Origin of the sequence: Streptomyces sp. NPDC006365 (assembly GCF_042870755.1) — a bacterium.
GTDB lineage: Bacteria > Actinomycetota > Actinomycetes > Streptomycetales > Streptomycetaceae > Streptomyces > Streptomyces xiangluensis.
Genome location: NZ_JBIAHS010000003.1, coordinates 130,680 through 151,048 on the forward strand (window position 1 = coordinate 130,680; position 20,369 = coordinate 151,048).

The window sequence follows — 20,369 nt, forward strand, 5'->3', positions numbered from 1 at the left end:
GGTGGCCGGGCCTCATTTCCCGCGGACGGTCTGCTCGACCGCGCGCACGATCTTCACATAGCAGCCGCAGCGGCAGAGGTTGCCACTCATCCACTCCCGGATCTCCTCCGGGGAATCGGTGTGGCCCTCCTGGATGCAGGCGGCACCGGACACGATCTGGCCGGGGGTGCAGTAGCCGCACTGGAAGGCGTCCTCGTCGATGAACGCCTGCTGCAGCGGGTGCAGTTGGTCGCCCTTGGCCAGGCCCTCGATGGTGGTGACCTCGGCGCCCTCCAGCCGCACCGCCAGTGTCAGACAGGAATTGACCCGGCTTCCGTCGACCAGGACGGTGCAGGCGCCGCAGGCACCGGCGTTGCAGCCCTTCTTGGCGCCGGTCAGGTCCAGGTGCTCGCGCAGCAGGTCCAGCAGCGAGGTGCGGTTGTCGACCGTGACGGTGCGACGGACGCCGTTGACGGTCAAGGAAACGCGACTGCCGGGCGGCGCCTCGGCGGCCACCGCTTCCTCGGCACCGAGCGTGGGCGGCGCCGCGACCAGGCCGCCGGCCAGGGCAGCCCCTCCGACCACGGTGGTCGTCGCGATGAATGTACGTCGGGTCGGCGCCGATGGAGGCTCGGCGGATGGAAATGCGGCTGAGTCAGGAAGCTCGGTGGACATGTCCACTCTCCCTTGTTGGGATACAGGTGGTTGTCAGGGACTTACGGGTGGCTGTGCCCCCGCGAGGGCGCCCCGTGCCCGTTGCCCAGGCGGGTTGCTGTTCCGTCAACGGGCGGTAGGAGCAGGGTGGTTGTCGCCGGACGGCAGGGCGGGATGCTGCGTTCAGGAGTGCGTTGAGCGCGGCGGACTGATGCTCGGCACTCCGACTCCCCCGGCCGCAGCAGCACCCGGGACGCGGCGAGCCGGACAGGATCCGCATCACCCGGCGCCATCGTGTGGACCCCTGCGTGGGTCAGAACATGGTGTTGTCGTTGGCCGAGGTCGTGCCGGCGAAGGCGGTGGTGCCCACGGTCAGTGCGGCTGTGGTGAGGACACCGACGCCGATGAGAGTGACGCGGCGGCTGAGGATGCGGGACTTCATGACAGTCTCCAAAATGATCTGCGGTATATGGATGTGGTCTTGCTGGTCTCCACCCCCGTCCGGAGAGGCTCGGATGCCTTACTTGTGACGCGTCGGGCGCGGCCTTCAGGCGACTCCCAGTACGGCCCGCAGTACGGCCAGCTGACCTGCGTCGCGGTGGATGGGCATCTGGGCGTTGGTCAGGGGGACGCCTGTGCCGCCGTGTCGGGCGGCGATGATCTCGGCCGCGATGGACAGGGCGGTCTCCTCGGGCGTACGGGCGCCGAGGTCAAGGCCGATCGGTGACTTGAGCCGGGCCAACTCCCGCTCGCCCAGGCCGGCTTCGCGCAATTGGCGCTCGCGGTCGGCGTGAGTGCGGCGGGAGCCCATGGCACCGACGTAGGCGACCGGCATCCGCAGAGCCTCGTTCAGCAGGGGTACGTCGAACTTGGCGTCGTGGGTGAGAACGCACAGGACGGTGCGCGCGTCGGTCGATGTGCTCAGGAGGTAGCGGTGGGGCCAGTCGACGACGATGTCGTCGGCGTCCGGGAAGCGGGCCCGGGTGGCGAAGACGGGGCGGGCGTCGCACACGGTGACGTGGAAGCCGAGGAACTTGCCGACCCTGACCAGTGCCGCCGCGAAGTCGATCGCCCCGAACACGATCATGCGGGGTGACGGCATGTTCGCTTCGACGAGCAGGGTGAGACCGCCAGGACAGTGGGATCCTCCCCCAGACTCCGTCCGGGGGGACCCCCGTCTCGCTGCGCTCGCGGACAGTTCGACCGTGCCGGTGCGGCCAGCCTCCAGCAGGGCGTGCGCCTGGGCGGCCGCGGTCCGGTCCAGCGTGGCATGGTCGTCTCCGTGCGATCCCTCGTAGGTGCCGTCGGGGCGAACGAGCAGGCTCTTGCCCAGGAGATCGGCCGGGCCGCGGAACACCTGTGTGAGGGCTGCCGGCTCGTTGCGGGCGGCGCTGGTCAGGGCGGACCGGAAGACCGTGCTGCCCGGTGCGCCGGCGGTGACCGGCGTGACCAGGATGTCGATGATCCCACCGCAGGTGAGACCGACGGCGAAGGCGTCCTCGTCGCTGTAGCCGAACCGTTCGACGACCGACCTGCCATCGGCCTCGAGCGCTTGCGTACAGAGGTCGTAAACGGCTCCTTCCACACAACCGCCGGAGACCGATCCGACGGCGTTGCCGTCGCGATCGACGGCCAGAGCCGCCCCGAGTCCGCGTGGTGCGCTGCCGCTGACGCCGACCACGGTGGCCACGGCGAACTCCCTGCCCTCTTCGATCCATCCACTCAACTCGTGGGCGATGTCAAGCACTTGGTCCCTCCGCGGACAGAACGCGATTGGGTCGGACGGGCAGGTGGTAGTGGCGTACGCCGGTCGCGTACCGGCGCGTTGTTGGGCACGAGGGCTGATAGTCGGCCATGGGTCTTGGCCGTATCCGGCGCCGCCGCGTCACTAAGCGGACCGCTGTCCGCTACTCCGAGAACGTAGCGGACCGCAGTCCGGTTAGCAAGGCTGGGATGTAAACCCGGGAGGAGAGTGAGCGGAGTTGAGGCGGGACGGGCCTCAGCAGTCGAACGCACAGCGCAATCGGAAGCGCATTCTGGAGGTGGCACTGATCGAGCTCTCGCGTCCGGCATGGCTCTGCAGCGAGCCGAGTCCGAACAAGATCCGCGCACTCAGGTCGATCCAATGGGGGCACATCCACAGACATGGTGTTCCGATCCCGCACGCCGGGTCGCCGACACCCAACGGGCAAGAGGGCCGCCCACGCCGACGACTGGGCGCGGGACCCAGCCGTGCACTGCGCTTCGGGTTGTTGGCGGAGCACCCCTACCGGGAGGGGGGCATGTTCTTGCGGACGTGGGACTGCGGACCGTGCGCGGCGCTCGGCGAGTACGCATAGCGGCACAGCCGCCCGTCCATGCGGCTCAGCAGAGGACACCATCATGGCCCCGCGCTGAATACCGACGGCAAGACGCTGTTGTCGCGACGAGTTGCCAACGATGAGCCCGAGCTGCTGAAAGGTGATCGGGGAGGTCCTCGGCCTGGCCGACGGCCGTCAGGTCACCTGGGCCACGGGGCCCTCCGCCACCACTGTTCGCCGGGGCGTTCACACGTGTGCCTGCTGATGTCGGCGTCGGTGTCTGATGATCCGGTTGCCGATGAGCCCGTGGCGTGGGGCGAAGAGGTACACGAGGGCGAACACGGTGCCCTGGACCAGGACGATCATGCCGCCGGAGGCGGTGTCGAGGTAGTAACTCAGGTACAGGCCCGCGACGGCCGCGGCCGCGGAGAAGACCGGTGCGATGAGCAGCATGCGCTGGAATCGGTCGGTCAGCAGGTAGGCGGTCGCGCCGGGGATGACCAGCATGGCCACGACCAGGATGACGCCGGCGACCTGGAGAGCCACGACGCAGGTGAAGGCAAGCAGCCCGAGCAGGGCGGCGCCGAGCAGACGGGGGGACAGGCCGATGGCCTGTGCATGTGTCGGGTCGAAGGCGTAGAGGGTGAAGTCGCGGCGCTTGAGGATCAGCACAGCGAGGGTCACCGCGCCGAGGGCGGCGATCTGGATCAGGTCGGCGCTGTCGACGCCGAGCAGGCTGCCGAAGATGATGTGGTTGAGGTCAGTCTGGCTGGGGGTGACCGAGATCAGCACGAGACCGAGCGCGAACAGGGTGGTGAATACGATGCCGATCGCCGCGTCCTCTTTGACCCGGCTGGTGTCCCGGACCACACCGATGAGCGCGACGGCCAGCACGCCGAAGACGATGGCGCCCAACGCGAACGGCACACCGAGGATGTAGGCCAGTACCACGCCGGGCAGCACAGCGTGGGAGACGGCGTCGCCCATGAGCGACCAGCCGATGAGTATCAGCCAGCAGGACAGCACCGCGCAGACCACGGCCGCGACGAGCGTAGCTGCCAGGGCCCGGACCATAAAGCTGTACGTGAGGGGTTCCAGGAGGAACTCGTAGAGGGTCACACCGTCTCCTCTCGCCGGAGTGCGTCCAGACCGAACGCCCGCGCGAGGTTGTCGGGCTGAAGGACCTCGTCCGGTGAGCCGTGAACGAGGACCGTGCGCATGAGCAGGACCGCCTCGTCGGCGAGGCTGGGAAGAGCGTGCAGGTCGTGGGTGGACACCAGGACGGCGGCCCCGTCGCGGGCCAGTTCGCGCAGCAGACGGGTGATAGTGGCCTCCGAGCTCTTGTCGACACCGGCGAAGGGCTCGTCCAGCAGCAGGATGCCGGCCCCCTGGGCGATTCCGCGGGCGACGAACGTGCGTTTGCGCTGGCCGCCGGAGAGCCGTCCGATCTGGCGGTCGGCGAGGTCGGTGAGCTGCACTCGCTCCAGGGCGTGGTCCACAGCCTCGTGGTCGGCGCGACGCGGGCGCCGGGTGAAGCCCATGTGCCCGTAGCGGCCGGTCATCACGACGTCCCGTACTGACAACGGGAACGCCCAGTCCACGTCCTCGCTCTGGGGTACGTAGCCGATCGCTCCGGACTTGCGTGCCCGTTTGGGCGGGCCACCGTTGACGCGCACTGTGCCGCTGTCCGGCTTCAGGGAACCCATGATGGTCTTGAACAGCGTCGACTTGCCCGAGCCGTTCATCCCCACGAGCCCGCACACGCGTCCGGCGGCCAGCGACAGAGTGACGCGATCGAGTGCGACGACGTCGCCATAACGGACCGTGGCCTGTTCGACGTGGATCGCCGGCGCGGTCATCGGGCGGTCCCGGTCAGCGCGTTGACGATGGTGTCCGCGTCGTGGCGGATCAGGTCGAGGTAGGTGGGCACGGGACCGTCCGGTCCGGACAGCGAGTCGACGTAGAGCACACCGCCGAACCGCGCGCCGGTAGCCGAGACGACCTGGCGCATCGGAGCATCGGACACGGTGGACTCGCAGAACACCGCGGGGACCTTGTTCCGTTCGACGAACTCGATCGTGCGGGTGATCTGCTGCGGAGTGGCCTGCTGCTCGGCGTTGACGGCCCAGACGTACCGTTCGGTCAGGCCCGCGTCGCGTGCCAGGTAGGAGAAGGCGCCCTCACAGGTGACCAGTGCACGTTCATTGTCCGGCAGGCGGCCCAGCGCACCCACCAGTTCGTCGTGAAGCCGTTGCAGCTGTCGCTTGTAGCTCGTGCCGTTGGCCTTGAACGCGGCCGTGTTGTCCGGGTCGAGGTCGCTGAACGCCTTCACCATGTTGTCCACGTAGATCTGCACGTTCAGCGGTGACATCCACGCGTGCGGATTGGCCCGTCCCCGGTAGGCGTCCTCGGCGATGTCGATCGGCGTGACTCCTTCGCTGACCACCGCGTGTGGCACGTCGATTTCGGCCACGAACTGCCCGAACCACGCTTCCAGTTGCAGGCCGTTGTCGATGATCAGATCCGCTCCGGCTGCCTTCTTGATGTCGTCCGGTGTGGGCTCGTACCCATGAATCTCCGCACCGGCCTTGGTGATGGACTCCACCCGGAGGTGGTCTCCCGCGACGTTGGCGGCGATGTCGGCCAGGACCGTGAACGTCGTCAGGACAACCGGCCGCTCGGCACGGGCCGCACTCGCGCTCCCGATCCCGCATGCGGCCAGCAGGAACACCATCGTCGTCGCACAGGCGATCCAGGCGCTGCGGGCGAATCTCTTCGGCATGTGTGGCTCCGCTGGACAGAGATGGCAAGGGACAGGTTCATCAGGCACCGGACGCTCCCTGCGGGGGTCGGCCGAACCGACCGGTCAGCGCGAGAACGCCCGCTGCCCGGCGCGGTCACTTCCGTGGTGTGACCTCCGCCATCCGCGACCATCCCTGCCCCTCCGTCTCGACGTTGATGATGTCGGGTGTCACGGCCACCACGTCCGGCATCCAGGCCATCGCCGCCTTGAAGTGGTCGGAGTTGACGTGTTCTGCGCCCGCCTCCTGGGAGGCGAACGCCTCCAGGAGGACGAAGCGCCCAGGGTCGGCGGTGTCGACGGACCACTCGAAGAAGAGGTTGCCGGGCTCGGCCCGGGTGGCGGCGGTGAAGTCGGCCACGCGGTCGAGCCACTGGTCTCGGTATTCCGGGCGGACGGTGAATCGTACGGCGATGAAGATCATTCAATGCTCCTTGAGACGGCTCCTTGGAACACGTACGAAGGGGCGCTCAGCCCGCGAACACGCTCGTCGGCAAAGCCACGTCGAGCGCCACCACCGGGCTGCCCCTCAGGCGCAGTACGTGGTCACGCGAAGGCGAGGGACACTGCAGGGCCGACGAGCCGCCTGTACGCGTCGCTGTTCTCCTTGTCGGACGCGAGGCGCGGACGTTCAGGTGGCCCAAGGGCGTGGGACCGCCGCGGGGCATGGTGGCGGAGCGGGCGTTGCACCCGCCCCGCCACCCAACACGCCTCTGGTTACGGGATGTTGGACGGCCGCGGCAGCCCCTCGGCGAGGTCGCCGATCTCCGGGGAGTGGATGGAGCCGGGATTGCCGATGATCTCCTCGACGATCAGCGTCTCGGTGGTGAGCAGCAGGGCGGCGATGGACGCGGCGCTGAGCAGCGCGCTGCGGGTGACCTTGACCGGGTCGATGATCCCGCGCTGGTGCAGGTCGGCGTAGTCGCCGCGCAAGGCGTCCAGGCCACTGCCGACGGGCAGCGTGGCCACCTTGTTCTCCGCCTCGTCGGGGTCGAGACCGGCGTTGATGGCGATCCAGCGCAGCGGTTCGGCGAGCGCCTTGGCGACGATGGCGCGGCCCGCCGCGGCGTCCCCGTCGCCGCGGCCGGGTTCGGGTCCGTCGAGCGCGGCGATGTCGGCCCTGGCGTGCAGCAGCGCCGCGCCACCGCCCGCCACCACGCCCTCCTCGGCCGCTGCCCGGGTGGCGGCGAGTGAGTCCTCCAGGCGCATCTGCTTCTCCTTGAGTTCGACGCCGCTCGCGGCGCCGACACGGATGACGGCGACGCCGCCGGAGAGTTTCGCGATGCGTTCGCCGAGCTTGTCCTGGTCGTGCTCGTTGGTGGCGCGCTCCATCTCGATCTTGAGGTTCTCGATGCGTTCGGCCACCCGTTCGTCGCCGCCGGCGCCGCCGAGGACGGCGGTGGAGCGTTCGGTGGCGATGACCTTCTCGGCGCGCCCCAGGTCGTCGAGGGTGGCGCTCTCCAGGGTGCGGCCCGCGGTACCGGTGATGACCCGGCCACCGGTGAGCGCGGCCATGTCCTCCAGTTCGGCGATGCGCCGGAAACCGAAGCCGGGAGCGCGTACGGCGAGCGAACGGAAGGTGCCGTGCGCCGCGTTGGTGACGAGCATGCCGAGTGCGGGCCCGTCGACGTTCTCGGCGATGACGACCAGCGGGGAGCCGGTGCGCATCACCAGCTCGAGGACGGGCATCAGCTCCTGCACCTTGGTGATCTTGGTGTCGCAGTAGAGGAGGTACGGATTCTCCAGGACGGCTTCCATGCGTCCTTGGTCAGTGACCATGTACGGGGAGATCCAGCCGCTGTCGAACTCCAGCCCCTCGGCGTACTCGACGGTGATCCCGAAGGCCGACGACTCCTCCACGGTGACGACGCCGGTGCGGCCGACGCGGGCCACGGCCTGGGCGATGGCCTCGCCGATTGCGGGGTCGTTGTTGGCGGACAGGGCGGCTACTCGGACGAGTTCGCCGTCGGTGCGGACCGGGCGCGACTGGGTGGTCAGCGAGTCGACGGCGGCCGCCACGGCGGCTTCGATGCCGTTCTTCAACAGCACCGGATTGGCACCGTCGTTGACCGCCCTCAGCCCCTCGCGGACGATCGCCTGGGCGAGCACGGTGGCGGTGGTGGTGCCGTCGCCGACGTCGCCGTTGGTGCGGGTAGCCACCTCCTTCACGAGCTGGGCGCCCATGTTGGCGAAGGGGTTCTTGAGCTGGATCTCGCGGGCGATGGTGACGCCGTCGTTGGTGATGGTGGGCGGCCCGGTCAGCTTCTCCAGGACCGCGTTGCGGCCCTTCGGACCGAGGGTGACACGCACGGCGTCGGCCAGCGCGTTCACCCCGCTCTCCAGCAGTGCGCGCGCTTCGGCATTGAAGCGCAGTTCCTTCGCCATGGCGGTGTCGTCCCTTCGGGTACGGCTCGGGCAGGTGCGTACGCAATGCGGCAGGTGTACGGACGGTGGCGGCGGCCGGGCGTGCGGTTTCCGCGGTGCGCCGACCCTCACGAACGGGGTCCACGGATCGGCCGCCGCCACCTGCTTGGGTACTGATTCAGGGCACGAGGACGGCGCGCCCGCGCACCCGGCCCTGATTCAGGTCGTCCAGGGCCCGGCCGAAGTCGTCCAACGGGTAGGTGACGGTGTGGAGGGTGACCAGTCCGCGGGCCGCGAGGTCCATGAGTTCCACCAGGTCGGTGTAGGAGCCGACCAGGTTTCCGATGAAGTTGATCTCGGTGGAGATGATGTCGATGGTCGGCACGGACAGGGTTCCGCCGTAACCGATGACGTAGTAGTCGCCGGCCCGGCGCAGCATCCGTACGCCGTCCTCCAGAGCGCCGCCCTCGCCGACGAAGTCGAGCACGGCCTCGGCGCCCTGCCCTCCGGTGAGCGCGGCGACCTGGTCGACCTGGCTGCCGTCGGCGACGACGGTGTGGTGCGCGCCGAGCGTCTCGGCGAGCTTCAGTGCCTGCGCCGACCGGTCGACGACGATCAGCTCGGCGGGGGTGAGCGCCCGCAGCACCTGGATGCCGATGTGTCCGAGCCCGCCCGCGCCGATCACCACGGCCTTGGCACCCGGAGCGAGCGTGTGGGCCGCCTTCTTCGCCGCGTGGTACGCGGTCAGACCCGCGTCGGCCAGCGCGGCCACGTCGGCCGGGGCGAGGCCCGCATCGAGTGGGACGACCGCGCGGGCGTTGGTGCGCAGGTACTCGGCGAACCCGCCGTCCGAGTCGATGCCGGGGAAGGCGCTCGCCGCGCAGTGCACGTCGTCACCGCGCCGGCAGGCGGCGCACAGTCCGCAGGTGGCGAGCGGATGGAGGATCACCGGGTCGCCGGGAGCGACCGAGGTGACGGCGGATCCGACCTCCGCGACCCATCCCGCGTTCTCGTGCCCCTGGACGTACGGCAGGCTCACCCCGCTCTTGGCCTCCCACTGGCCCTCGATGATGTGCAGGTCGGTTCGGCACACGCCGGCGCCGCCGATCTTCACGATCACGTCCAGCGGTGAGGAGATCACCGGGTCGGGCACCTCGTCGAGCTGGGGCTGGTGGTCGTACTGGTGCAGTCGTACGGCTTTCATGACGCTTCCTCCTTTCTACGGCTCACTTCCGTCCAGCCGGCCGGCCCGTAACGAGTGGCGAGCAGGCCCTCGCAGAACTCGGTGTTGGTGCCGATGCCGACACCGGCCGTGCGGCCCATGAGCAGGTGCCGCTCCACACCGGCGGCGGGCACGGCGCGACCCTCGTTGTCGGTGAACAGCGGCGCCGACGCGTCCGCCTGGAGGCCGAGCAGGGCGCGTCGGCGGCGCAGCGTCACCGTCAGGCGCTCGGGCAGGTCGCCCAGGACCGCGTCGGCCAGCTGCCGGTGGGTCCAGCCGCGCTCCAGCAGCCGTTTGCCGAGGCGGGCCTGGGCCGCCAGGTGCCCTTTGCGCAGGAAGACGGCGCGCAGCTCCTGCATGCGGTCGGGGTCGGCGAGCCCCGGGAACGCCTCGTCGAACGTCCTCTTGCCTCCCACACCCTGGTTGATCTCATCGGAGGCGAAGTGGTCCTCCAGGACCACCGTGCACTCCCCCACCCAGGACAGCCGGGCCAGCTCGCGCCGGGCATCCTCCACCATCAGCCAGGCGAAGTTGGGAGCGCAGAAGTAGGTGGGCAGCCGGAGTCTGGCCTCCACCGAGCCGTCGGCGCCGACGCTGACGGAGCGGACGAAGCCGAGTTCGGTGATGGGGCGGTCGAGTTCCGGGTCGAGCACCGCCGCCAGGGCTGCGTTGACGGCGGTGACCCGGTCGACCGCCTCGGTGACGGCGGTCATGCCGCCACCGAGGCGGCGGGCAGTTGGGCACTCCCGGGGACCTTCAGGTCGTACAGGCGCGCGTGGTTGAGGCCGAGGATCTTGCGCTTGGCGTCGGTGGTGAGGACGCCGTACTCGGACTGGAGGTCCTCTGGGATCTGGAAGTCGACGAACTTCTCGATCAGCCACTTCGGGCTCCAGATCGCGTAGTCGCTGCCGAACACGATCCGGTCGTCGTCGAGCCAGTACCGCAGCTCGCCGATGATCTGGGCGAAGTAGCGGGGGCGGGTGTGGATGAACGGCATGACGACGGACAGGCCCGCGTACACGTTGGGTTCCTGGGTGGCGATCCAGCAGAAGTCGTCGAGGCGGGGCAGCCCGGAGTGCTCCACGATGAAGTTCAGGCCGGGGAAGGCGCTGGCCGCGTGGTCGATGTCGGCGACGTCGAAGGCGTCCCGGTTCAGCGGCCAGATGGTGGGGCCCTTGTGGACGTGGATGTTGCGGATGCCGAGCTCCTGGCACAGCGCCAGGTAGTCCTGTGCTTCGGGGTCGCTCAGCTTCCAGCCCTTGGAGGAGCCGCGCCATTCGGCGGTGTAGAGCTTGACACCCCGCAGGTTCCACTCGGCGTGCAGCTTCCGCAGCCGCTCCAGGCCGGCCTCGCCCTCCCGCGGGTCGAAAGAGCCGTTGGCGATGAGCCGGTCGGGGTACTTGCGGGCCAGCTGACCATTGCGTTCGGTGGTGTTGAAGCCGTTGCGGTAGAACTCGTTGAGGTACGTGGGCTGGAAGATGCCCCAGTCGACGTATCCGGTCTCGAACAGGTCGTGGACGAGGTCCTGTTCGCTGTACTTGCGGAACTTCTCCAGCGGCCACACCCACTCCTGGGGGCTGAGGTTGCGCTGGTAGTCGTAGAAGCAGCGGATGAAGCCATCGCCGTACTTGTTGGCGGTGTTCTCCTCGCTGGCGTCCCAGAAGTGGATGTGTCCGTCGACGATGAAGTAGTCGACGCCGTCCTTGCGGTACATGACTGCTCCTCCCGGGCGTCAGTCGACCGGACTGAGGTCGAAGTCGATGTATTCGGCGGCGTCCTCGGGGTTGGCGAAGAGCACCGTGCGGTCGTCGAGGTGCACCATGCGCCCGTAGTGGGTGGACATGATCTCCTCGAAGTCGGACACGTCGAAGTCGAAGCCGAGGGCGCCCGAGATCTCCTCGAAGTCGAAGGTGAGCACCCGCTCGCCGTCGACGCGGATCATCGACGGGAAGTCGGTGACGGTGACGTTCTCCTTGGCGCGCATCACATCGGCGACGACATGGCCGTTCTGGTTGTTCATCAGCGTCACGCCGCACATGTTCGACGAGGTGCGGTCGGCGCTGAACGGCTGCGGGGCGGTGGTCACTTGGCGGTCCTCTCGCTAGTGCGGTCGGCGGGTGCCTCAAGACCCAGGTCCTCGATGAGGCGGGCGAAGCGCTCCTTGGCGCGGTCGAGGCTGTCCTCGAAGCGGACGGGCTTCTCGGCGGGCTGCGACCACAGCGGCTGCAGCCGGCGTGCGGCGTCGAGGCTCACCGGTGCCCAGCGCTCCAGCCACTCCTGGACGACCTGCTTGTTGCCGGCGCCGTGGGTGGCGTCGCCGAGCAGGAGGGTGAACAGGGCCCGGGTGTAGCGCAGGTCGCGGTCGTAGTCGTTCTCGCCGGCGCCCATCACTGTCGGCGTGGTGTAGTCACCGTTGCGGGCGGCGATCTGCAGGACGAGGTGGCTGCGGAACAGCTCGCCGACGAGGGGCTCGAAGACGAGGTTCGTGGCGAACAGGGCCTCGGCCCAGTCCTGGACGGCGGTGAGCCGTTCGGTGTTCTCCCGCACGCCCTGCCAGGCGGGGTCCGAGTGCCACACGTCCCGGTGGGCGGAGCCGTCGAAGCCGTCGAGCTGCTCCTCGATGTCGAGGTTGTACAGCGCGAGGTCCTGGGCGAAGCGGAGTTTGTGGACGCTGTTCACCGCGAGCGCGTTGTTGAGCATGTTGGTGGGCGCGGAGCGCTGGATCGCGACGAACACGTGCATGCCCAGGCCCTGTTCCGCGTGCATCCACGCGCCGACGTGCCGCTCGACGAAGGTACTCCAGGAGCGGCTCCACTGCCCGTAGGCCTCGGCCTTGCGGGCGTTGGCGAGGTTCTGCTGGACCTGCCGCACGACGTTGGCGTTGTTGCGGTAGATCGTCTGCTCCCACTCCTCGTTGGGGTCGAGGAAGCGGTGCCAGTCCGAGGACTTGAGGGCGGTCCAGTCCTGCGGGTAACCCGAGGAGCCGTCGGCGAAGCCGTAGATCCAGCCCTGCAGCAGGTGGCGCTCCGGGTCGGGCTGGACGTCGAAGGTGACGTCCTCGTACATGCTGGCCCGCATCTTCTGCGGCTTGTAGTAGGAGAAGGTACGGCTGGTGGAGCTCGGGAAGACGAGGGCTCCCGCCTCGGCGTCGGTGAACTGCGGTTTGGGGAAGCTGCGTTCGACCTTGGCCGGCTTGTCGGCTTGAGTGGTCATGCGTACGGCTCCTCGCATGGGTCGGGAGGTCAGGTGTGTGGGCGAATCAGGTGTGCGCGGGTCAGGTGTTGGTGGACGTGGTGAACTTGTCCAGGAAGATCCGCTCCTCGGGCATGCCCTTGCCGGTGAGCAGCTCGAAAGCGGCGTCGCACATCGGCGGTGGGCCGCACAGGTAGGCGTCGGCCTGCGACAGATCGCCCTCGTGCCGGTCGACGATGTCGGTGATCAGCCCCTGCTCGTACCCGCCCGCTCCGTCCTCGGACAGGGCCGGTACGAAGGCGAAGTCGCTGAGGCCGCGACCTAGTTCGGCGATCTCGTCTAGCGCGAACAGGTCCCGCTGGGTACGCGCCCCGTAGTAGAACCGGGTGCGCCGGGCGCTGCCGGTGGCGGCCAGGCCGCGCAGCTGGGCCAGGATCGGCGCCATGCCGGCGCCGCCCGCGAGCAGGATCAGGTCACGGTCGGGTGCGTCCCGCATCACGCAGGTGCCGTAGGGACCCTTGACCGTGAGCGAGTCTCCCGGGTTCAGGGCGCCGCCGAGCAGCCCGGAGAGCAGTCCGCCGGGGTAGCGCCTGATGATGAACTCCAGTTGACCGCCGGGCCCTTCAGCGGACAGGCCCGCCATGGAGAACGACCGCCACTGGTCGGTGCCGGGCACCTGGATGTCCACGTACTGCCCGGTGCGGTACGGCAGTTCGTCAGCCGGGTCGATCATCAGGCCGAGCCGGACGATGTCGTGGGTGAGCGGCTGTACCGCGGCGATGGTGGTGCGGACCTCACGCGGCGGGATGCCGGAGAGGAGCATCTCCTCGTCGTAGTTGATGAGTTCGACGCTGAGGTCGCCATAGGCGTGCACGCGGCACAGCAGGACGTATCCCTCCTCGCTCTCGTAGTCGGCGAGCGCGAAGGTTGAGTAGCGCTCCATCTGCTGGTCGCCGTCGAGCAGAAAGGACTTGCAGGACGAGCACTGGCCCTCCTTGCAGCCGTGCATGAGATTGACGCCCTGGCGGAACGCGGCGTCCAGTACGGTCTCGTCCTCGTCGGCCTCGATCTCGATGCCGACCGGTTCGAATCGGATGCGGTGCTTATCGCCCACAAGGACCAGCCTTCCGGGGCGGCGACCCCGCGACGGTACGTCGCCGCCCCTGCCTGGGGTTCGGTCAGAGCCTCGACGGTGTGATGTTGCTGCGGCTGCGGTAGTCCGCGACGTGCGCCTCGCGCTCCTCGTCGGACATCTCGTTGAGCGCCACGTTGGGGCTGATGAGTGTGTTGCCGCGGATGTCGTCGAGCGTCCACAGCTTCTTCGGGTCGTCGAGGTCCAGATGTGGCTGCGGGATCAGCGTCTTGCCGTCATCGCGGACATAGCCGAGGTCCTGAACGATGTCGGCGAGGTCCTGCCCGTGGTAGCAGCTCTCCCACTCGCGCTTGCCGGTGAGGCGTCCCATCGACGGGGTGGGGCGGCCCTCGTACTCAGGCCGGAACGCGGTGGTGTCGGTCCACGCGCAGGTCTCCGAGCAGTACGTGCGCCACTGACCGTCCACCTTGTCGACCACCATGTCCTGCCGGACCAGGCAGGGCACCATGCAGGACCAGCAGCGGTGCGGGTACTGGTAGCCGACGTCCTCGAAGGTGATCGGCTTGTTGGCACCGGGATGCCGCATCCGGTTGTACGCCTCCCACCAGGCGCCGTACTCCGCGTACCAGCCCGGGTACTTGGACTCGAACCACTCGAAGTCGTCGTCGGTCATGCCGTCGATGCGCCAGAAGTTCACCGGCCAGCCGGTGGCGAAGAACTGGGCGGTCTTGTGGACGTAGCCCTGGTTCCAGATCCGGTCCCACGCCTTCTCCACGAGGTCGTGCGGGATCTTCAGGCCGTACTTCTCCAGCGGGATCAGGTACGACCGGTAGTAGTCGTCGTAGATCCAGCGGCGCCACATCTCAGCGTAGCTGTCGCGGTCCTTGCGGCGGTCCTTGCTGCCGTACTCGATGAACGTGCCGATGGCGGCGTCCACCACGCAGTGGTTGTTCCACCAGGCGTAGCGCAGGTCGCGCTCCAGGAGCTGCCGGTTGTCCTCGTCGGCCAGCGCCATCAGCAGGATCGAGTAGCCGTTGGAGATGTGCCGTGACTCGTCCGACTGCACCGAGTGGAACACGGTGGGCAGCAGGTAGTCGCCGTTGGCGGCGGCCTCGGCGGGCATCGCCACGAACAGGGTGTTGGTGAAGGCCGTCTCCGCCACCAGCGTCAGGTAGACGTTGGAGGCGGTGATCGCGTCTCCGGTGATGAACCCCTCGCCGAACTGCCGGCCGATGGTGCCCGCGTAGCAGTTGGCGAACGCCTTCTCGGAGATGTCGAACCCGGCGGGGTCGATGTAGTGGTTCATGTAGAGGCGCTTGAGGTTCATCTGGATCGTCGAGTGACGTACCTCGTCGATCATCTGCACCGCGAGTCCGTTGTGCAGCTCCGGGTTGGGCACCGCGCCGATCGCCATCGGCATCGCGCGGGCCGCGCTGATCTCGGGGAAGGGGATGATGGACAGGAACAGCTTCTGCCACTCCATCCAGCGCTCCTGGACCTGGCGGAACATGTTGCCGCGGATCGCGCCGTCCATCGCGCCGTAGACCCGGTTGTCCTTCTCCTCCTCCATCGGGAAGTAGGAGCGCAGGACCTGCTTGAGCGGGTCCTTCTTGGGGGCCTTGTCGAAACGGTAGTCGGTCGCGAAGCGGTTGGCCGGCGTCGCGAACGTCGGATCCCACGACAACTCGGTGATCTTCTTGTGCGCCTTGCTCAGGCTCTGTCGGCTCACGGGTGATACTCCTCCGGCTGACTCGGCAGCGTTGGGGCTCCCCCCGTGCTCCGGCACAGCCGGGACCGGAGGGAAGGGACCTCGTTCGCCCGGCGCTCGCGGCGGCGCACTGCCGTCGGTGACCGGGGCGTCGCCCATCGTGGGGCCGGGCGCGGCAGCCGCGCGTCTCAAGTTGAGACGGGCGCCACATCCCGGGTATGGCCACCATCGCACTCCCGGACTTAACGTGCCGGACATACCGGAACCCCGAGAGTCATTGCACGGCAGAAGGCGCAGAGCCGATGGAACCTGTGGAATCCGTGGAACCCCTAGAGACGCCGAGGCCGTCGCCCACCGTCTCCGCGCTCGGCCTCGACCGTCGCGTCCCGCACCTCAACCCCGTCCGCGAGCGGGCCCGGTTCCTGGAGGGCGGAGACGTCTCGTCCGCCGCGGTGCGCCCGCCCATCCTCGACTCCTGGCAGCGCTCGCGCTTCTTCGGCGTGGACGCCGACCGCATCGAGGCCCCCTACAACGCCGACTTCGACCCGCACTCCCGGCTCGCCACGGCCGCCCGCCCGGTCCTCGACCGGCTCTCCGACGCACTCCAGGGCACCCCGATGTGCCTCATCCTGACGGACTCCAAAGGACGGGTGCGTGAGCGCAGGACCGGCGACCGGGCGCTGCACCGGCATCTCGACGACATCAGCCTCGCACCCGGCTTCAGCTACGCCGAGGAGTACGTCGGCACGAACGGCATCGGCACCGCGGCCGAGAACGGCCGTACGGCGCAGGTCTTCGGCTCGGAACACTTCTCCGAACGGCTGCAGCGGGTGTCGTGCGCCGCGGCGCCCATCCGCAATCCCATCAGCGGCCGGGTGCTCGGCCTGATCGACCTGACGTCCTGGCAGCACACCGCATCGCCGCTGATGGTGGCGCTCGTCCAGGAGGCCGCCGCCGACATCGAGGAGCGGTTGCTCGACATCGGTTCGGAACGCGAACAAGCGGCACTTCGCGCTTTCTTGACGTCTCGTCAGAGATCACACAGGGCACTGGTCACGCTCACCGACGGTCTACTGCTCGCCGACGCGGCCGCGACAGAGATGCTCGGCCCGGCCGACCACCGGCGGCTGCGGGAACTCGCCGCCGATCCGTCCGGGCTGCACGAACAGCGGATGCTCCTCAGCGACGGGCGAACCGTGCAGCTGAGGGGCCGCCGGGTGGAGGGTGATGAGCCCGGCGGACACCCGGCCGCGTATCTCATCGAACTGCGGCTGGTCGCGGAGCGGGAGGAGCCCGCCCAGCACCCCGTCGTCCGTGTGCCGCGGCTGGCCGGCATCAGCGGTTCGAGCCCCGTGTTCCGTGGCGTCGTCAGCCAGTTGATCCGCCACTGCGAGCAGGGACGCTGGACGCTGGTGGAGGGAGAGGCGGGCACCGGCAAGCAGGCGCTGGTCCGGGCCGTGCACCGGCACGTGGCGCCCACGGCGCCGATCGGCGTGCACGACGCGGCGGACGCGAGGGGCGGCGCGGCGCCGTGGCTGCAGGCCGTCTTCCAGGATCTGGCCGAGGACCGCGGCACGGTCGTGCTGCGGCATCTCGATCTGCTGTCCGCGCACGTGCTCGGACAGCTCGACCGGTTGCTGCGCACCACGGCCGGGCGCTCCGGCTGGGTGGCCGCGCTGCTCACCCATGACCGGCCCAGGCTGCCCGGCACGGGTGCCGAAGCCCTGCCGGATGCCGACGGGGTGGCCGCGTCTCGGCAGGCGGATCCCGCCGCCGCAGTTCGGGCACGGTTCGGGGCCGAGGTCACCGTCCCGCCGCTGCGACACCGCACAGCCGACATCCCCGCGCTGGTGACCTGCCTGCTGGCCCGCCATGGTGGCGACAGCGGAGACCTCCGGTGCACGGACGACGCGTTGCGGGCCCTGTCCCGGGCGCCTTGGCCAGGGAACGTCCGCCAACTCGACGGCTCGCTCCGCTACGCGCAGGCGCACCGCTCGGGCCCCCTGATCGAGGAGTCCGACCTCCCCCCGTCCCTGCTCTCCCAAGCCCAACACCCCCTGTCCGCCTGGGAGTCCACGGAACGCGACCTGATCGTCCAGTCCCTCCTCGACCACGGCGGAGACAAGGCGAAGGCGGCAAAGGCGCTGGGCATCTCCCGGGCAACGATCTACCGCAAGATCACGGCGTACGGGATCCGGCTGGGGCCGGAGAAGGGGTGACGCCGGGCGTGACGTGACACGGGCAGGTGACGTGACGCCAGGTGGCGACAAGACGCCGGGAAGTGACGTGACACCGGGAGATGACGTGACACCGACAGAGCCCGGCCCGGCGGGTGGACGCCGTCAGCGTCGTGTGCCCTTCCGCGCTCCTTGGAACCAGGCATTCCACAGCCACAGGCCGCACGCCTCCCAGCAGCCGAGTACGGCACCCGTGAGCGCGACTCCGGGGCCGGCCGCAACACCCGCCACCGTCGCCACCGCACCACCCACCGCCAGCAGAACCCCGAACCCGCCCAGAGCCAGCAGCCGCTCCCGGTGCCCCCACGACTGTTTCGCCATGTCCCCCCCACTCGTCACCGCACCGCCTTGGCACGTCGTCCTGAGCATGCCGGAGGCATCGAAGGGAGGAGTCTCACCGTGAGACGCTCCAGCTCGTTGGTCCCGGTGATGGGTTACGACGACATCGAATTCGCCGCGTCCGCAGACGTACTGGCCCTCACTGCTCGCTGAGGCGGTGGAGGCAGCGGAACGGTGCGTCGGTGGCAAGCACGCGGTGCCGGCCACGTGTGAGACCGGCGGTGGGTCCGCACCCGGCCCAGAGCCTGTCCGCCTTCACCGCACTCCTCGAGTTGGCCAAGCTCCCACAACGTCACAGAGGAGTTGCTCGACCCCGCCGCAGGCCGGGCGCTGGACGCCCTGTTCGCCATACTCGACGAGGACGGCAACAACTGGACCGTAGGATCGCGGCAGCACCGGCGGCCGCCCGCCCGCGTACCTTCGTAGCAGGCTCCGATGTCTTTACCTACGATCAAGCGCGATGGCAGCGTCCTCGCCTCTGCTACCGAGGCTGACCGGAAGGCATGCAGAACATGAGCAAGCAACGCGACCGCTGGGCGGAACTGACAGGCGGACAAGCCGGAGAGAAGTACGCCCAACGTTTCGCGCAGCTCGCCGAATCGGGCCATGACATCCACGGCGAGGCCGCCTTCTGCGCCGCACTGCTGAAGCCCGCCGCCCGGATCCTCGACGCTGGCTGCGGCACCGGCCGGGTCGCGATCCGGCTCGCCGAGCTGGGCTACCACTGCACCGGCGTGGACACCGACCTTTCCATGCTCGCTGTCGCCCGCGGTGACGCCCCCGCGCTGGAATGGCTCCACGGCGACCTGGCGCACCTGGATGCCCTCGGCCTGAAGCCGGGCTTCGACCTGGTGGTTGCCGCCGGGAACGTCATCCCCCTGCTGGCCTCCGGCACCGAATCAGCCGTCGTACAGCAACTGGCTGCCGTCCTGCGTCCCAGCGGACTGCTGGTCACGGGCATGGGGCTGGACGCGGCACACCTGCCGCTGCCGGAACCTCCTGTGTCTCTGACGGAGTTCGATCACTGGTGCACCCAGGCCGGACTGACCCTGCGCCAGCGCTACGCCACCTGGGGCGGCGATCCCTACCGTCGAGGCGGCGGCTACGCCGTCAGCGTGCACTCCCGCTCCACCACCTAATCCGCGCCCTACCTGAAGTCCGTCCTCCGGATACACAGGGCCCATACCAGTCCGTAGCGCAGCCGAAGGCTTTGGACCGGCACCATAAGGAACGCTGAGCGGTGCTCATCCAAACTCGTCGGGTACCAGCTGTCCGGATGCCATGTACTCCTGGGCCTGCCGACCCAGCTCCGTTCGCCGACTGATGTTCACCCGGAACAAGTCACCCGTGGAGATGCGCGGAATGGAGAGGTTCTCAGCAAGGTACGCGGCTTGCGTGCCATTCCCGGCGCCGGGCAGGCCGACCATCACCACGCGCATCGGCGGAGCCCTCTTTCGTTGTCGTGCGGCGGCTCGCCATGGCTACGCATGTGCGGTCCTGATCTCATCGGTGAGCTGGGGGACGACGTCGAAGAGGTCGCCGACCACGCCGTAGTCGACGAGGTCGAAGATCGGGGCCTCGGCGTCCTTGTTGACCGCCACGATGGTCTTCGAGGTCTGCATACCGGCCCGGTGCTGGATCGCGCCGGAGATGCCGGAGGCGATGTACAGCTGCGGCGAGACCGACTTGCCGGTCTGGCCGACCTGGTTGGAATGCGGGTACCAGCCCGCGTCCACCGCGGCCCGCGAGGCACCCACGGCCGCACCCAGGGAGTCGGCCAGCGCCTCGATGATCGCGAAGTTCTCGGCGCCATTGACGCCACGGCCACCGGAGACCACGATCGCGGCCTCGGTCAGCTCCGGACGCCCCGTCGACTCACGCGGGGTGCGGCCGGTGACCTGGGTGCCGGTGACCAGCGAACCGAAGGTCACGTTCAGCGCCTCGACCGCGCCGGCGGCCGGGGCGGCCTCCACGGCGGCGGAGTTGGGCTTGACCGTGATGACCGGAGTGCCCTTGGAGACACGGGACTTGGTGGTGAAAGACGCGGCGAACACCGACTGGGTGGCCACCGGGCCCTCGTCGGACGCCTCCAGGTCGACGGCGTCGGTGATGATGCCCGAGCCGATGCGCAGCGCCAGACGGGCTGCGATCTCCTTGCCCTCCGCGGAGGAGGGGATCAGCACGGCGGCCGGGGAGACGGCGGCGATGGCGGCCTGCAGGGCGTCGACCTTCGGGACGACCAGGTAGTCGGCGTACTCGGCGGCGTCGTGCGCCAGGACGCGGGTCGCGCCGTGCTCGGCCAGCGTGGCGGCGGTGTCACCGGCACCGTTGCCCAGCGCGACGGCGACGGGCTCGCCGATGCGGCGGGCCAGGGTCAGCAGCTCCAGGGTGGGCTTGCGGACGGCACCGTCCACGTGGTCGACGTAGACGAGAACTTCAGCCATGAATGAGCAACTCCTACCGAATCAGATGAACTTCTGG

The 20,369-nt window shown here is 68.9% G+C and carries 19 protein-coding genes and 2 pseudogenes; 3 read left to right on the forward strand and 18 right to left on the reverse strand.

Features of this window, described 5'->3' with window-relative positions; genetic code table 11:
* Nucleotides 1-12 precede the first annotated feature (12 nt).
* From ACFYO0_RS09725 to ACFYO0_RS09735, 3 genes are all read right to left on the reverse strand, one after another.
* Nucleotides 13-654 carry a (2Fe-2S)-binding protein gene (locus tag ACFYO0_RS09725; RefSeq protein ID WP_388673027.1) on the reverse strand — a complete coding sequence of 214 codons (642 nt, stop codon included), beginning with the start codon at nt 652-654 and terminating at the stop codon, nt 13-15.
* A gap of 292 nt (nt 655-946) precedes the next feature.
* Nucleotides 947-1,075: a hypothetical protein gene (locus ACFYO0_RS09730; RefSeq protein WP_388673029.1), complete on the reverse strand. Its 129-nt coding sequence runs from the start codon at nt 1,073-1,075 to the stop codon at nt 947-949.
* Nucleotides 1,076-1,180: 105 nt separating this feature from the next.
* Nucleotides 1,181-2,380, reverse strand: coding sequence for an XdhC family protein (locus tag ACFYO0_RS09735; protein ID WP_388673031.1), 1,200 nt, complete (start codon nt 2,378-2,380; stop codon nt 1,181-1,183).
* A 610-nt stretch (nt 2,381-2,990) separates the two neighbouring features.
* On the opposite strand from ACFYO0_RS09735, the pseudogene ACFYO0_RS09740 reads away from it, so the two are divergent.
* Nucleotides 2,991-3,144 (forward strand): annotated as a pseudogene (locus ACFYO0_RS09740) (IS110 family transposase); the annotation flags it as partial.
* Between the two features lie 35 nt (nt 3,145-3,179).
* Here ACFYO0_RS09740 and ACFYO0_RS09745 read toward each other — a convergent pair.
* The 12 genes from ACFYO0_RS09745 to ACFYO0_RS09800 form a co-directional block, all read right to left on the reverse strand.
* Nucleotides 3,180-4,052 (reverse strand): metal ABC transporter permease, encoded by an 873-nt coding sequence (locus tag ACFYO0_RS09745; RefSeq protein WP_388673033.1) that lies wholly within the window; start codon nt 4,050-4,052, stop codon nt 3,180-3,182.
* Nucleotides 4,049-4,792 (reverse strand): metal ABC transporter ATP-binding protein, encoded by a 744-nt coding sequence (locus ACFYO0_RS09750; RefSeq protein ID WP_388673035.1) that lies wholly within the window; start codon nt 4,790-4,792, stop codon nt 4,049-4,051. Before ACFYO0_RS09750 ends, ACFYO0_RS09745 begins: the two co-directional genes overlap by 4 nt.
* Nucleotides 4,789-5,715: a metal ABC transporter substrate-binding protein gene (locus ACFYO0_RS09755; protein ID WP_388673037.1), complete on the reverse strand. Its 927-nt coding sequence runs from the start codon at nt 5,713-5,715 to the stop codon at nt 4,789-4,791. Before ACFYO0_RS09755 ends, ACFYO0_RS09750 begins: the two co-directional genes overlap by 4 nt.
* A 115-nt stretch (nt 5,716-5,830) precedes the next feature.
* The gene (locus ACFYO0_RS09760; RefSeq protein WP_388673039.1) at nt 5,831-6,157 is read right to left on the reverse strand and encodes a putative quinol monooxygenase; all 327 of its coding nucleotides are present in this window, start codon (nt 6,155-6,157) and stop codon (nt 5,831-5,833) included.
* 293 nt (nt 6,158-6,450) lie between these two features.
* A complete protein-coding gene (groL, locus tag ACFYO0_RS09765; RefSeq protein WP_388673041.1) occupies nt 6,451-8,118 on the reverse strand; it encodes a chaperonin GroEL in 1,668 nt (555 codons plus the stop codon).
* Nucleotides 8,119-8,275: 157 nt separating this feature from the next.
* On the reverse strand, nt 8,276-9,301 hold the full coding sequence (locus tag ACFYO0_RS09770; RefSeq protein WP_388673043.1) for an NAD(P)-dependent alcohol dehydrogenase: 1,026 nt from the start codon (nt 9,299-9,301) through the stop codon (nt 8,276-8,278).
* A complete protein-coding gene (locus tag ACFYO0_RS09775; protein WP_388673045.1) occupies nt 9,298-10,032 on the reverse strand; it encodes an iron-sulfur cluster assembly protein in 735 nt (244 codons plus the stop codon). Before ACFYO0_RS09775 ends, ACFYO0_RS09770 begins: the two co-directional genes overlap by 4 nt.
* A complete protein-coding gene (locus tag ACFYO0_RS09780) occupies nt 10,029-11,033 on the reverse strand; it encodes an amidohydrolase family protein (protein WP_388673047.1) in 1,005 nt (334 codons plus the stop codon). Before ACFYO0_RS09780 ends, ACFYO0_RS09775 begins: the two co-directional genes overlap by 4 nt.
* An 18-nt stretch (nt 11,034-11,051) precedes the next feature.
* The gene (gene mimD, locus ACFYO0_RS09785; protein WP_388673049.1) at nt 11,052-11,405 is read right to left on the reverse strand and encodes a propane 2-monooxygenase effector subunit MimD; all 354 of its coding nucleotides are present in this window, start codon (nt 11,403-11,405) and stop codon (nt 11,052-11,054) included.
* Complete coding sequence (locus ACFYO0_RS09790; RefSeq protein WP_388673051.1) at nt 11,402-12,532, reverse strand: aromatic/alkene monooxygenase hydroxylase subunit beta; 1,131 nt, start codon at nt 12,530-12,532, stop codon at nt 11,402-11,404. Before ACFYO0_RS09790 ends, mimD begins: the two co-directional genes overlap by 4 nt.
* 61 nt (nt 12,533-12,593) lie before the next feature.
* On the reverse strand, nt 12,594-13,625 hold the full coding sequence (locus ACFYO0_RS09795) for an FAD-binding oxidoreductase (protein WP_388673053.1): 1,032 nt from the start codon (nt 13,623-13,625) through the stop codon (nt 12,594-12,596).
* 64 nt (nt 13,626-13,689) lie between these two features.
* Nucleotides 13,690-15,333 (reverse strand): methane monooxygenase, encoded by a 1,644-nt coding sequence (locus tag ACFYO0_RS09800; protein WP_388673055.1) that lies wholly within the window; start codon nt 15,331-15,333, stop codon nt 13,690-13,692.
* 299 nt (nt 15,334-15,632) lie between these two features.
* Between ACFYO0_RS09800 and ACFYO0_RS09805 the strand changes: the two genes are divergently transcribed.
* Nucleotides 15,633-17,531, forward strand: coding sequence for a sigma-54-dependent Fis family transcriptional regulator (locus tag ACFYO0_RS09805; protein WP_388673057.1), 1,899 nt, complete (start codon nt 15,633-15,635; stop codon nt 17,529-17,531).
* Between the two features lie 123 nt (nt 17,532-17,654).
* Here ACFYO0_RS09805 and ACFYO0_RS09810 read toward each other — a convergent pair whose 3' ends face one another.
* Entirely contained in the window at nt 17,655-17,870 is a 216-nt protein-coding gene (locus tag ACFYO0_RS09810) for a hypothetical protein (protein ID WP_388673059.1), read from the reverse strand.
* A 530-nt stretch (nt 17,871-18,400) separates the two neighbouring features.
* Between ACFYO0_RS09810 and ACFYO0_RS09815 the strand changes: the two genes are divergently transcribed.
* Nucleotides 18,401-19,027, forward strand: coding sequence for a class I SAM-dependent methyltransferase (locus tag ACFYO0_RS09815; RefSeq protein WP_388673061.1), 627 nt, complete (start codon nt 18,401-18,403; stop codon nt 19,025-19,027).
* A gap of 114 nt (nt 19,028-19,141) precedes the next feature.
* Here ACFYO0_RS09815 and ACFYO0_RS09820 read toward each other — a convergent pair.
* Nucleotides 19,142-19,327, reverse strand: a pseudogene (locus tag ACFYO0_RS09820) (nucleoside monophosphate kinase); the annotation flags it as partial.
* Between the two features lie 42 nt (nt 19,328-19,369).
* Nucleotides 19,370-20,332, reverse strand: coding sequence for an electron transfer flavoprotein subunit alpha/FixB family protein (locus ACFYO0_RS09825; protein WP_388673063.1), 963 nt, complete (start codon nt 20,330-20,332; stop codon nt 19,370-19,372).
* Between the last annotated feature and the right edge of the window lie 37 nt (nt 20,333-20,369).

What these genes read in the sequence shown, in the direction of transcription:
- ACFYO0_RS09725 (WP_388673027.1), bottom strand. Translation starts at nt 654, where the DNA reads ATGTCCACCGAGCTTCCTGACTCAGCCGCATTTCCATCCGCCGAGCCT.
- ACFYO0_RS09730 (WP_388673029.1), bottom strand. Translation starts at nt 1,075, where the DNA reads ATGAAGTCCCGCATCCTCAGCCGCCGCGTCACTCTCATCGGCGTCGGT.
- ACFYO0_RS09750 (WP_388673035.1), bottom strand. Translation starts at nt 4,792, where the DNA reads ATGACCGCGCCGGCGATCCACGTCGAACAGGCCACGGTCCGTTATGGC.
- ACFYO0_RS09755 (WP_388673037.1), bottom strand. Translation starts at nt 5,715, where the DNA reads ATGCCGAAGAGATTCGCCCGCAGCGCCTGGATCGCCTGTGCGACGACG.
- ACFYO0_RS09760 (WP_388673039.1), bottom strand. Translation starts at nt 6,157, where the DNA reads ATGATCTTCATCGCCGTACGATTCACCGTCCGCCCGGAATACCGAGAC.
- groL (WP_388673041.1), bottom strand. Translation starts at nt 8,118, where the DNA reads ATGGCGAAGGAACTGCGCTTCAATGCCGAAGCGCGCGCACTGCTGGAG.
- ACFYO0_RS09770 (WP_388673043.1), bottom strand. Translation starts at nt 9,301, where the DNA reads ATGAAAGCCGTACGACTGCACCAGTACGACCACCAGCCCCAGCTCGAC.
- ACFYO0_RS09775 (WP_388673045.1), bottom strand. Translation starts at nt 10,032, where the DNA reads ATGACCGCCGTCACCGAGGCGGTCGACCGGGTCACCGCCGTCAACGCA.
- ACFYO0_RS09780 (WP_388673047.1), bottom strand. Translation starts at nt 11,033, where the DNA reads ATGTACCGCAAGGACGGCGTCGACTACTTCATCGTCGACGGACACATC.
- ACFYO0_RS09790 (WP_388673051.1), bottom strand. Translation starts at nt 12,532, where the DNA reads ATGACCACTCAAGCCGACAAGCCGGCCAAGGTCGAACGCAGCTTCCCC.
- ACFYO0_RS09810 (WP_388673059.1), bottom strand. Translation starts at nt 17,870, where the DNA reads ATGGCGAAACAGTCGTGGGGGCACCGGGAGCGGCTGCTGGCTCTGGGC.
- ACFYO0_RS09815 (WP_388673061.1), top strand. Translation starts at nt 18,401, where the DNA reads ATGAGCAAGCAACGCGACCGCTGGGCGGAACTGACAGGCGGACAAGCC.
- ACFYO0_RS09825 (WP_388673063.1), bottom strand. Translation starts at nt 20,332, where the DNA reads ATGGCTGAAGTTCTCGTCTACGTCGACCACGTGGACGGTGCCGTCCGC.